8 protein-coding genes are annotated in these 12561 nt (G+C 64.4%); 5 read left to right on the plus strand and 3 right to left on the minus strand.

Translation table 11 applies throughout. The annotated features are described in order from the left end of the window. Positions 1-7: 7 nt before the first annotated feature. Together V8Z78_RS00975 and V8Z78_RS00980 are read right to left on the minus strand one after the other, a co-directional pair. Entirely contained in the window at positions 8-1246 is a 1239-nt protein-coding gene (locus V8Z78_RS00975) for an efflux RND transporter periplasmic adaptor subunit (protein WP_057092190.1), read from the minus strand. Positions 1247-1425: 179 nt separating this feature from the next. Further along, complete coding sequence (locus tag V8Z78_RS00980) at positions 1426-2262, minus strand: alpha/beta hydrolase (RefSeq protein WP_003066465.1); 837 nt, start codon at positions 2260-2262, stop codon at positions 1426-1428. Positions 2263-2438: 176 nt separating this feature from the next. Between V8Z78_RS00980 and V8Z78_RS00985 the strand changes: the two genes are divergently transcribed. Next, the gene (locus tag V8Z78_RS00985; protein ID WP_003066462.1) at positions 2439-3365 is read left to right on the plus strand and encodes a LysR family transcriptional regulator; all 927 of its coding nucleotides are present in this window, start codon (positions 2439-2441) and stop codon (positions 3363-3365) included. A gap of 30 nt (positions 3366-3395) precedes the next feature. On the opposite strand, the gene hrpA is transcribed toward V8Z78_RS00985, so the two are convergent. Then, the gene (hrpA, locus tag V8Z78_RS00990; protein ID WP_349730711.1) at positions 3396-7451 is read right to left on the minus strand and encodes an ATP-dependent RNA helicase HrpA; all 4056 of its coding nucleotides are present in this window, start codon (positions 7449-7451) and stop codon (positions 3396-3398) included. 175 nt (positions 7452-7626) lie between these two features. Here hrpA and V8Z78_RS00995 point away from each other — a divergent pair, with 175 nt between their 5' ends. The 4 genes from V8Z78_RS00995 to V8Z78_RS01010 all read left to right on the plus strand — a co-directional run bounded on the left by V8Z78_RS00995 (position 7627) and on the right by V8Z78_RS01010 (position 12496). After that, positions 7627-8805: a metallophosphoesterase gene (locus V8Z78_RS00995; protein WP_349730712.1), complete on the plus strand. Its 1179-nt coding sequence runs from the start codon at positions 7627-7629 to the stop codon at positions 8803-8805. 467 nt (positions 8806-9272) lie between these two features. Then, positions 9273-10085: a zinc ribbon domain-containing protein gene (locus V8Z78_RS01000; protein WP_349730713.1), complete on the plus strand. Its 813-nt coding sequence runs from the start codon at positions 9273-9275 to the stop codon at positions 10083-10085. Between the two features lie 18 nt (positions 10086-10103). Continuing rightward, entirely contained in the window at positions 10104-10766 is a 663-nt protein-coding gene (locus V8Z78_RS01005; protein WP_057092184.1) for a hypothetical protein, read from the plus strand. A gap of 65 nt (positions 10767-10831) precedes the next feature. Beyond that, positions 10832-12496, plus strand: a complete 1665-nt coding sequence (locus tag V8Z78_RS01010; RefSeq protein ID WP_349730714.1) for a zinc ribbon domain-containing protein — start codon at positions 10832-10834, stop codon at positions 12494-12496. Positions 12497-12561: the final 65 nt, after the last annotated feature.

Genomic DNA, 12561 nt, shown 5'->3' on the forward strand with positions numbered 1-12561 from the left:
AGGGTTCTCAGACCGTGGGTTGCTTGGCGGCGCCGCGGCCATCGGCCAGCTCGGCCTTGGCATCCATGGGCACGTCCTGAGGCGCGACCACCACGCCGGGGCGCACACGCTGCAGTCCGTTGACGACGATGCGCTCGCCGGCCTTGAGGCCCGAAGTGACCACGCGCAGGCCGTCCACCGGTGCGCCCAGTTGCACCTCCCGGTACTCGGCCTTGTTGTCAGCGCCAATCACCAGCACGAATTTCTTGCTCTGGTCCGTGCCCACGGCGCGCTCGTTGATGAGCACGGCCTGGGTGGTCTGGGGCTGGCCCATGCGAATGCGCGCGAACTGGCCGGCCATGAGCGTGCCGTCCGCATTGCCGAACACGGCCCGCACGCGCACCGTGCCGCTCTTGGCATCGACCTGGTTGTCTATGAGCTGCAGATGACCGGCATAAGGCGTGCCGCCACTGGTACCCACCCCCATCTGAACGGGAATGGTTTCAATCAGCGCACGCGTGCTGCGTCCCTGGCTTGCGCTCTGCAGACCCTGCAGCGCCTGGGCCACGATCTGCTCGTCTGCGTCGAAACTGGCATACATGGGGTCCACCGACACCAGGGTGGTCAGCACCGGCGCTCCGGCCCCCGAGCTCACAAGATTGCCCACCGTGACCTCGATGCGACCCACGCGCCCGCTCACCGGAGCCTTGACTTGGGTGTAGCCCAGGTTCAGCTTGGCGGTCTGCAGTGCAGCCTGGGCGGCGCGCAGATTCGCATCGGCTTCGCGCCGGGCATTCACGCGCTCGTCGTATTCCTTTTGCGCGATCGCCCGCTCGTCCCACAGACGCGTGGCGCGCTCAGACTCACTTTGGGTATAGGCCATGCGCGCCTTGGCGGCAACGACCTGGGCTTCGGCGCGATCGACTTCTGCCACATAGGGCGCCGGGTCCACGGTGAACAGCAGATCACCGGCCTTGACCAGCGCGCCTTCCTTGAAATGCACAGCCTGCACCGCTCCCGAGACGCGCGGCTGCACATCCACGCGCTGCACGGCTTCAAGGCGGCCGGAGAATTCATTCCACAGCGTTACGTCCTGCTGCAGGACCTGGGCTGCCGAAACCGGCACAGCCGGCGCGGCGGCTTGCGCAGCGGGCGCTTCGGCATGCGATGACAGGCCCAGCATGGCGGCAGTCGTGGCGATCACGGCAGCAGCGACGCCGACGGCGGCCCACCGGCGGCGGTTGGAGAGTTTGGAGTGCTCGTTCATGGCAATGTCTCTATTCAAGGGTTGAAAGCGGTAGCGGCTCTTTCGGCGGCAGGCAAGACTCATCCCTTCCAGCGCTCAGGCCAGGAATCGAATGAGAAAGAGAAGAAAAAGGCGCAGCCGTGCTGCTTCCGGCCCACGGGGCCGGATCAGGTCAGCGGTCTCAGCAGGGAAAGATCAGCTCAGAGCCGACATCGAGTGGTTTCGAAAAACTGGCGTAGCTGCTCCTGCAGCTGCGCGGCGCAAGGGCAGGACTCGGGCGGCTGCTCCAGCAGCGCCTGCGGCCATTGCCCGGCTTCGGCAAACACATGGCGATGCACGCTCAGGCCGGCAGCTTCCAGGCGCGCGCCATAGTTCAGTGCTTCATCCCGCATGGGATCGGCCTCGCCGACCAGAATCAGCGTCGGCGGCAGTCCCGCGAGACGGCGGGCCCTCGCCGGCACCGCATAGGGGTGCTCCGCATCATGCGGCTCGCCCAGGTACTGGCACCAGCCCGAAGCCCATTTGCATTCGACGGACTCTCCCTGGGCGGCACGCTGCGAAGGCGTGGCCGAGCAAGGGTCCAGCATGGGAGAGATCAGAATCTGCCCGGCCAGCGGAGGCTGCTGCTGATCCCGCGCCATCATGCAGACGCCGGCCGCCAGATTGGCGCCGGCCTCTTCACCGGCCAGATAGAGCGGAGCGCCCTTTCCGGCCAGCTTGCTGCGTTGCTTGTAGGCCCACAGCAGCACCTCGTAGCCCAGCTCCAGCGGACGCGGAAACGGATGCTCGGGTGCCAGCGGATAAGCCAGCGACACCACACAGGCCCCGGCCGCCGCCAGCGAGCTGCCGACGGTGCAACCGTTGTCCAGATCGCCGGCCACAAAGGCGCCGCCATGGAAATGCAGCACCAGCGGGACCACTTCGCCGCGCCGCTTGCCGCCGTATATGCGCACATCGGCCTGTACACCGTCGGCCACGGAGATCGTGGTGTCGGTATGAGGAATCGGCTGCGATGCGGTGGCTTTGGTGTTTGACATGGATTTTCCGGACAGGACCGGGTGATGGAACAGAAATGTAGCAACAGCAAGTGACGGCATAAACCCCGCAAACGCGACCACACTGTTTCCAATTCTCGAACAATGACGATTTGAGCTGTGTGTGAGAATCCCGCATCCTCGGCGAGTCCGGGTTTTCGCGAGGACAAGGAGATCCCATGGATCAGATACAGGCCATGCGTATTTTCGCGCGGGTCGTGGAAGCCGGCACTTTCACGCGTGCAGCCGATTCGCTGCAAATGCCAAAAGCCAGTGTGACCAAGAACGTTCAGGCGCTGGAAGAGCGCCTGCGCGTGAAGCTGCTCAACCGTACCACGCGTCGCGTCACCGTGACCGCCGATGGTGCGGCCTATTACGACCGCGCCGTGCGCCTGCTCGCCGACTTCGACGACCTCGAGGCCAGCGTCAGCCAGGCCCGCACCACGCCGCGCGGGCGTCTGCGCGTGGATGTGGGAACGACGGTGGCGCGTCTGCTCATCATTCCCCATCTGAGTGAGTTCCAGTCTCGCTATCCCGAGATACAGATCGATCTGGGCGTGAGCGACCGCACCGTGGACCTGATCAGCGACAACGTGGACTGCGTAATCCGCGGCGGCGAGCTGGCCGACCAGTCCCTGGTGGCGCGCCGCATCGGCAATCTGGAATTCATCACCGTTGCCGCACCCGAATATCTGCAGCGCCACGGCGTGCCCCGGCACCCGCGCGATCTGGAGTCCGGCCATCGCAATGTGATTTATTTCTCCCCTGTCTCGGCGCGGCGCTATCCGCTGGAGTTCCACAAGGGCGGCGAAGTGATAGAGATCGCCAGTCCCGCCCACCTGGGCGTCAACGAAGGCAATGCCTATATCAGCGCCATCCTTGCCGGCCAGGGCATAGGACAGCTCAGCCGCTTCCAGATTCACAAGTACCTGGAAAACGGCCAGCTGCAACGCGTGCTGGAGGACTGGAAGCACCCCCTGCTTCCGATCTACGTGGTCTATCCGCCCAACTCCCACCTCAGCGCCAAGGTGCGCGCCTTTGTGGACTGGGTCGTGGAGCTGTTTTCGCGCAATCCGCTGCTGCAGGGCGAAAGCCGGCCCGCCTAGTCAGGCAGGGCCGCGCGCGTCAGGCCGTCATCACTGCTGCAGCTGCGCCCAGACCTTGTCCAGCCGCTTGGCGCTGACCGGATACGGCGTGCGCAGCTCCTGGGCAAAAAAGCTCACGCGCAGTTCCTCCAGCATCCAGCGGTACTCCTGCATGCGGGCATCGACCTGCCCCTTGCGCTCGGCCACCAGCCGCCAGTAGCGCTGCTCCAGCGGCAGCAGCTCCTTGAGCTTGGCGGCATCGCGCGCCGGGTCGGCCCGGTACTTGTCCAGACGCGAGCTAATGGCCTTGAGGTAGCGCGCGTAATGACCGAGCTGCGCCCAGGGGGCCACGGCGATGAAGTTCTTGGGCATCAGCTTTTGCAGCTGCTCGCTCGCATCCTTGGTGGCCTCCGGCGCGTTCTTGGTGTCCTTGATCTTGCGCGCGGCGGCTGCGTACTCGGCGAGAATGGTGGCCGACATGCGAGCCACCTCGTTGGCAATCAGCGTCAGGCGGCCACGGCCGTCCTGCACGCGCTGCTTGAAGTCGGCCTCGTTGCTCGGCAGCGGCTCCTGCAGGAAGGCGCGGTCTATGGCCACATCGATGATCTGGCCGCGCAGCTCTTCCTGCGTGCCCAGCGGCATATAGGCCACGGCCATCTTCTGCAGATCGGGAATGTTCTTTTCCAGATACTTGAGCGCATCGCGAATCTGCAGCGCGAACAGCCGGCGCAGGCCCACGCGGTGCTTTGCGGCAGCGGCTTCGGGTTCATCGAAGACTTCGATGCCGACGGCGTCGCCATGGTCGATCAGGGCCGGAAAGCCGATCAACGTGGTGCCGCCCTTCTTGATCTCCATGAGCTCAGGCAGCTCGCCAAAGCTCCAGTCCTTGTAGCGTGCATCATGCGACTGGGCCGGCTTGCCCGCCGCAGACTTATCATTTTTAGGAGCTGCTTGCGCCTTACCCTTATCATTTTCAGATGCTTTCTGCTCTGAAGTGACCTGCTCATCAGCGCTAGCAGCTACCTTTAATGAAGCAAGCGCCTGAAAAGCGCCGCGAGCCTTGGCGCCCCACTCGGCCTTGAGCGCCCCCAGATTGCGGCCCTGGCCCAGTTGGCGACCATGCTCGTCGGTGATGCGGAAGTTCATGAACAGATGCGGGCTCAGCATGTCCAGCTTGAAGTCGGCGCGCTTCACATCGAGCGAGGTCTCGTCGCGCACCTGCTTGAGCAAGGCATCGATAAGTCCTCCCTGCGCCCAGCGCTCGCTCTGTGTGAACAGCTCTGCCAGCCGCGCCGCGCTCTCGGGCAGCGGCACAAAACGGCTGCGCGGGCGCTGGGGCAGGCTCTTCAGGAGCGCCTGGATCTTGTCCTTGAGCATGCCCGGCACCAGCCACTCGGCGCGCTCCTCCGACACCTGGTTGAGCACGAACAGCGGCACGGTGACCGTGATGCCGTCGCGCGCGTCGCCGGGGCTGTGCAGATAGCTGGCGCTGCAATCGGCACCGCCCAGCTTCACGGTCTTGGGGAATTTGTCCGTGGTGATGCCTGCGGCCTCGTGCCGCATCAGCTCGTCCTTGGACAGGCGCAGCAGCTCGGGCTGGTTCCTGCTCTCGGCGCGGAACCACTTGTCGAAGCTCGCGCCGCTGTACACATCCTTGGGCAGATGCTGGTCGTAGAAGGCAAAGATCAGCTCGTCGTCGACCAGCACGTCCTGGCGACGGCTCTTGTGCTCCAGCTCCTCGACCTTGCGCATGAGCTTGAGGTTGGCGGGCAGGAAATGCCACTTCGTTTCCCACTCGCCCTCCACCAGCGCCTGGCGGATGAAGAGATTGCGCGCCTCGTGCGGATCGACGCGGCCGTAGCTCACGCGGCGGCCGTTGTAGACCACCAGACCGTAGAGCGTGGCGCGCTCGAGCGCCACCACATCGGCCTGCTTCTTGCTCCAGTGCGGGTCCAGCAGCTGCTTCTTGAGCAGGTGGCCGCCCACCTCCTCCAGCCACTGCGGCTCTATGGCCGCAATGCCGCGGCCGTAGAGGCGCGAGGTCTCGACCTGCTCGGCCGCCACGATCCAGCGGCCAGGCTTCTTGCTCAGGTGAGCGCCGGGATGCGGGTGGAACTTGATGCCGTGCGCGCCCAGATAGCTCTCGCTTTCCTCTGCCTTGTAGCCAATATTGCCGAGCAGCCCCGACAGCATGGACAGGTGCACGGCCTCATAGCCGGCAGCCTCGTTGTTGAGCAGCCATTTCTGCTCCTTGACCACGGTCAGCAGCTGAGAGTGGATGTCGCGCCACTCACGCACGCGGCGGATATTGATGAAGTTCTGGCGCAGCAGCTGCTCCCACTGGCGGTTGCTGATCTTGTGTGTGGCCTCGTCGGCAGGTTGGGCCTGCTCGGCGGGGTTGAACAGCGCCAGCCTCTCCTCCACCGTGCCTTCGAGCTGCGCGCCGCTGGCACGCTGGCTGACGGGCAGGAAGGCCTGGTTGCGCGCATTGGGCTTGGCCGCAGGCGCGTGCTGGGCCACCATCTCCTTGCGGCTCTTGGCCACGACCTTGCCGCCGCGCGCATCCGACAGCCATTTCCACAGCCGCAGATAGCCGCTGAACTCGCTTTTCTCGTCGTCGAACTTGGCATGTGCCTGGTCGGCCTGCTGCTGCGCTTCCATGGGGCGGTCGCGCACATCCTGCACGCTCAGAGCCGAGGCGATGATCAGCACCTCGGCCAAAGCGCGGCGCTCGCGCGCCTCCAGAATCATGCGGCCCACGCGCGGGTCCAGCGGCAAGCGCGACAGTTCCTTGCCCATGGGCAGCAGATGGCCGTGATCGTCCACCGCGCCCAGCTCGGCCAGCAACTGATAGCCGTCGGCAATGGCGCGGCCCGAAGGCGCTTCGAGGAAGGGGAAATGCACCACATCGCCCAGACCCAGCGACTTCATGCGCAGGATCACGCCGGCCAGCGAGGAGCGCAGGATTTCGGGGTCGGTGAAGCGGTCGCGGCTGACAAAGCTCTCTTCGTCATACAGGCGAATGCAGATACCGTTGGCCACACGACCGCAACGGCCCGCGCGCTGGTTGGCAGCGGCCTGCGAGATCGGCTCGACCAGCAACTGCTCCACCTTGCTGCGGAAGGAGTAGCGCTTCACGCGCGCCGTACCGGCGTCGATCACATAGCGAATGCCCGGCACCGTGAGCGAGGTTTCGGCCACATTGGTGGCCAGCACGATGCGCCGGCCCGTATGGCCGTCAAAGATACGGTCCTGCTCGGCCTGCGACAGGCGCGAGAACAGCGGCAGCACTTCGGCACTGCGCAGCGTGGGCGAGTGCTGCAAATGCTTGCGCAGATGGTCGGCGGCTTCGCGAATCTCGCGCTCGCCGGGCAGGAAGATCAGGATATCGCCGCCCTTGCCGCCGGCCCAGAGTTCATCGACGCCATCGGCAATGGCGTCGTTCAGATCCTTGTCCTTTTCACCCTCGAACGGGCGATAGCGCATCTCCACCGGATAGGTGCGGCCCGAAACCATGATCACGGGCGCAGGACCGCTCTTCGATTCGAAGTGCTTGGCAAAGCGGTCCGCGTCGATGGTTGCCGAGGTCACCACCACCTTGAGATCGGGGCGCTTGGGCAGGATCTGCTTGAGATAGCCGAGCAGAAAATCGATGTTCAGGCTGCGCTCATGCGCCTCGTCGATGATCAGCGTGTCGTACGCCTTGAGCAGCGGATCGGTCTGGGTCTCGGCCAGCAAGATGCCGTCGGTCATCAGCTTGACGGAGGCGTTCTTCTGCAGAGTGTCCTGAAAGCGCACCTTGTAGCCCACCACTTCGCCCAGCGGCGTGTTCAGCTCCTCGGCAATGCGCTTGGCCACCGAGCTGGCGGCAATGCGGCGCGGCTGGGTGTGGCCGATCAGATGGCCGCGCACCTGGCCGTTGGCATCGGGCGCGGCATTGAGCCTGCCCCGGCCCAGCGCCAGAGCGATCTTGGGCAACTGCGTGGTCTTGCCCGAGCCGGTCTCGCCACAGACGATGATGACCTGATGGCGATCCATGGCCTCCATGATTTCCTGGCGACGGCTGGATACGGGGAGCGACTCGGGGAAGTTGATCTTCAAAGACATAAGGGCTGGGATTATCCCCGTCCTTGGCCGGTCTTGCGCAGTGATGACAAAAGCAGCCGTGCCGCGCAATTTTCAACGCCCTGCGTTGTACCAGCGATAGCGGCTGCAGCAGCGTTCATCGCGGGGACGCCAACGCTTGCTATGCTCGCGGCAATTTTCGGTTTCCCTCCTGCCCATGGTCTCGACTGCTGCTTTCGTCATCCCTCTTCTGGCTCTCTGGCTCTGGTGGCCTGTCTCCAGCCTCAACGGCACCTCCCGTCTGGCACGCCTGCTGGCAGTTCTGATCACGAGCATGCTCGGCATCGCTCCCGCCTTGCTGCTCAAGGCCGTGCAGACCAATGCCCTGCCCTACGCCGTGGTGGCGCGCCTGCAGGTTCCCGGCGGCTGGATTCTGGCCATGCTGCTGATGCTGGCGCTGTTCGTGCTGCTGCGCGATCTGCTGTGGCTGATTGCCCGACTCATGGGGCGAACCAGCCTGGCGCAGCTGCTGCACCTTCCCGCACTTACCGCAGCCGCCGTGGTGGCGACCGGCTGCCTGAGCGCCATCGGCATCTTCAACGCCCTTCCGCCGCCCAGGGTGCATGAGCAACAGATCGCGGTCAGAAACCTGCCCACCGCCCTGCAGGGCCTGCGCATTGCCGTGCTGGCCGATATCCACGCCAGCCCGGTCAATGATGCAAGCTATGTGCAGACCATCGTGCAGCGCACCCTGGCCACCACGCCCGACCTGATCGTGCTGCCCGGCGACATGGTGGACGGCGATGTCGCCACCAGCCGCGCCCATGTGGCGCCGCTGGCCGCCTTGAGCGCGCGCTACGGCGTCTGGGCGGCGCCGGGCAACCACGAGTACTACAGCGGCTACAACGCCTGGATGGCCGAGTTCCGCCGCCTGGGCCTGAATCTGCTGGAAAACCGCATGCAGCTGCTGAACATCAAGGGCAGCAAGCTGGCCCTGTCCGGCATCGGCGACCCGGTGTTCGGCCGGACCTCGCCCAACAACGCCGACCCCGAGGTCGCCGAAGGCGTTCCCCCCGATGTGGATGCGGTTGCCGCCCAGGCCCGCAAGGCCGGGGCAGCGTTTCATATCCTGCTGGCGCACCAGCCCAAGTTCGCGCGCGACAACGCGGCCAAGGGCGTGAATCTGCAGATATCGGGCCATACCCACGGCGGACTGATCCTGGGCATGGACCGCTGGCTGGTGGCTCCCGTCAACAACGGTTTTGTGCGCGGCGAATATGACGTCGGCAATATGAAGCTGCTGGTCAGCAGCGGAGCAGGCCTGTGGGCCGGTTTTGCCATACGCCTTGGCGTGGCGCCGCGAATCGAGCTGCTGACGCTGGTTGCGCAGCAGTGATTACCGGCCTTGCTGACTCCCGGGGTTCAGCAAGACTTGTATTTCGTTGAAATCTTTACAGCGCAAAACACTCTCAACCATTTGAAGCATTTGCAAAAATCAAACAGATTTCGAGATCCGAGCTTTTCCCGGCAATCCCGGCTTCCATAAAGCACCTGATTTATTGCCTTCTTTTCAAATCAGTCACTTACGCCATAAATCCCTTGAAACTCCGCGCAGCTCCATTAATCCAAACCCCATTCATGGATTGCCATGCCTGACAAAAAGCTGTCAAAACCGAACGTGCTTACATTCCCGTAAAGCGATCCGACAGGCTGCGGCAAATGCGCCGCTAAGATACAAATCATTTTTCAGGGTCCGTACCGGTTCATGCCAATGCGCAAAAACCGGCCCATATTCCACGCATTGCCCAGGCAGCAATGCCGCCGAGCGGCCATTCCAGCGGACTCTTTTCTCGATTGCAGACCATGAATTGTTCCCAATGCGGCAATCCGCTCTCTCCGAATGCCAAGTTCTGCAAGAACTGCGGCGCCAGACAAGCACCGGAAGCGGCAATCACTGCTGTTGAAAAAACCTGCAGCCAATGCCAGGCTGTCTGCAAGCCCGAGGCCCGCTTCTGCACACGATGCGGCCTGGTGTTCGAGCGCCCCGGCGATAGCCATGCCGCAGTGGCAGCTGCGCCGCCCATGCCTTCAGATGCCTCGCAGACCATTGACAGCGCAAGCCTGGCCCCTCCCCTGATCGAGCCCATGGATACACCCGCGCCAAGGCCGCCACAGTCGGAGCCTGCCGCAAGCTTTGCGCAGCGCAATGACCGCACGCCGGCCTTTCCCCAGGAACCGGTGCGCGGCAGCAATGCCTGGATCAAATGGGTGGCGCTGGCACTGCTGGTCGCAGCCATTGCAGGCGGTGTGATGATGGCAAGCAATATGAAGGGCCTGACCAGCTCGGGCAATAGCGCATCCAGTTCGTCCCAAGCCGGCAAGGATGGGATTTCTCCGGAAGACAAGGCCAAGGCCGACGCCCTGGTCGGCCCGCTGGGCGGCAGTACCGCAGCGCAAACGACACCTGCCGAAAATGCCTCGATTGCCGGCGCCGTAGACAACGCGCCCGCCACCGCAGTCCCCCCCCGCAGCGACGACAGCAAACACTGCCAGCGACGCACCCGCGCCTGCGGCCAGCCCGGAGCCGTCCTCAGCCCCGGCATCTGGCAAACCGCCCGTGCCGGCCCCTGCAAGAACACCTGCAGTCAAGAAGAATGCCGCGCCATCCCTGGATGACCTGCTGGATTGAAAGCCATGAAAAAACTCAAACTCACTGTGCTCGCCTGCGCCGCAACCCTGCTCGGCGGCTGCGCCAGTTTGCAAGATGCCTCCACATCGCTGAGCTGCATGCTCTCGCGCGTCACCAATTCCGCAGACCCTAGCTGCGGCCCTGGCGGCGGCGCGCCCGCAACCGCTGTTTCGGGCGGACAGAACGAGCGCTTTGCCCGCTTGCAGGCCGCTCTGGATCAGGAGACGCAGCATGCGCAGAGCATGCAGGCCCAGGCCGTGCAAGCCATGCAGAAGCTGCCGGCCAAACAACGCGCCGTGGCCGGGCCGTTACAGACCAGGACCGTCAGCATTGCCGACGGGCAGTCGGGACAGACACACCAGATGCGCAGTTTCTCAGCACTGACCGTGGAGATGCCGCTGGCTGCCAAGGGTCGCAAGGAATATACGCAGGCCATGAATGTGCTCAAGGAACTGGCCAATGAACTGGCCGACAACCGGGGCTCATCCATCATCGTGGTTGATCAGTCCGACGAGGATGTCAGGGCCGGGCGTGTGAATACCGCCACTGGCACCACCCAGTCCAAAGGCGGCAAACCCGTGACTGTCATCAAGAAGATCGATACTGGCCTGCCCGCCGGCGTGGAGCGCTACTCCATAGAAGCCGGCGAAATCCGCGGCAAGCTTTGACCCCCGGCCAGCCAGCGGCTCATCGCGCCACACCAGCCAGCCTCAACCACCAGACAGGACGAAAAATGAGAGAGCAACCCCTGGGAGAAATACGTTTTGCCACCCTCGCCAGAGCCGCCGAAGGACTGACGCAATGGCGACCGCTGCTGCTGTGCTTTCTGACACTGCTGCTGACCGGTGCACTGATAGCAGGCGCGGCCTGGATGCTGGTCAAGGCCGGCTTCTTCATGTACCTGATCTTCATGCTGGCGGCCCTGGTCGCACTGCTGGCCGGCTCTTCGGGCGTCGGCATCATGCTCATGGACAAGGCCAGGAACGAGCCCGTACGCTCCTTCTCGGCAGCGGCATCGGCCGGGCTGCTGTGCCTGCCCAAATTCCTGCTGGTCGGACTCGCGATATTTGTTGCCACGCTGGCCTACTACCTGCTGGCTGCCGTCATTTACTTCATCTGCAAGATTCCCGTGCTCGGCGGCATTCTGGCCTTTGTGGCCCACCCGATTCTGGTGCTGGTCGCCGCAGCCTTGCTGATCGCCATGATCTGGGTCGTCGGCCCCTTGATGGGCCCTGCGCTGTGGAGCGGCCTGTCCGTCAAGGCTGCGCTGGCCAATGTGCTGAGCATCGCTCGCAGGCGTCTGGTCGAAGTGGTACTGATGGAAGTCGTGCTCTATGTCATTTTGGGCCTGGTCTGCTTCATGCTGTTTGCCGGACTGGTGCCTGCCACCGTCTCCCTGACCGGGATGGCCATGAGCATTACCGGAGATGCCGGCTCCATGGCCGGCATGTTCATGGGCGGCGGCTACGGCCGTGGCTACGGTGGTGGCTTCAACCCCATGGGCATGATGGGTGGCGGCAGCACCGGCCTCATCGCCGGCCTGGGCGTTCTCTACTGCGTGGTGGGCGCACTGCTGGCCCAGGTGGCCATCATGGGCATGAATCTGATCTATCTGCAGGCTCGTGAAAGCGTGGACCCGGCCGAGGCCGAGGGTGCGCTGGACAGCCTGATTGGCGATGTGCGCAAAAAAGCCGAGGAAGCCAAGGCCCAGACCATGGCTGCCGCAGAACGCACCATGGCTGCGGCCGAGCGCGCCAAGCAGGCTGCCAGCGAGCGCCTGCAGGAAGCCACAGCCAAGCCCGCCGCCACCGACACCCCGCCCGGCAACGACAGCAATGCCAACGCTGGCGCGGTAACGGCTGCCGCAGCAACGGCTGGCGCAGCAGCGGCTGCCGCAGGCCTGACTGCCGCCACAGCGGCATCCACCGAACAGGCATTTGCAGAGCAGCAGGCGCGCGAGCGTGCTGCCGCCGATGCGGCGGAAAAAGCACGTCAAAGCGCTGAAGAGGCAGCCGCCCGCCAGCGTAGCGAAGCCGAGGCGGCACGCCTGCGCGCCGAGGCCGAAGCAGCCCGCCTGAAGGCTGAAGCCGAGGCCGCCGAGCAAGCTGCACGCGAACGTGCGGCTGCCGAAGCCCAGGCCGCAGAGCGCGCAGCACAGCAAAAGGCCGCTGAGGAGCGCGCAGTTGCACAGGCTGCCGAAGAAGCACGTCAGCAAGCAGAAGCCGAGCAACTGGCCAGGCAGCAGGCTGCCGAGCGTGAAGCAGCCCGCGCCCGCGCCGAAGCAGAGGCCGCCGAGAAAGCCCGCCAGGCTCAGGCTGCGCCGAGCTGCCCAGCCTGCAGCGCCCCGGTAGCCGCCAATGACCTGTTCTGCGGCGAATGCGGCAACAAGCTCAAGTAGAAGCTTGCATGGAAAAGCCTGCAGCGCTTGCGAACGAGCGCTGCAGGCCAAAAGCAAAAAAGGGG

The sequence above is a fragment of the Comamonas sp. wu1-DMT genome (genome assembly GCF_040187805.1).
GTDB classification, from domain to species: domain Bacteria; phylum Pseudomonadota; class Gammaproteobacteria; order Burkholderiales; family Burkholderiaceae_C; genus Comamonas; species Comamonas thiooxydans.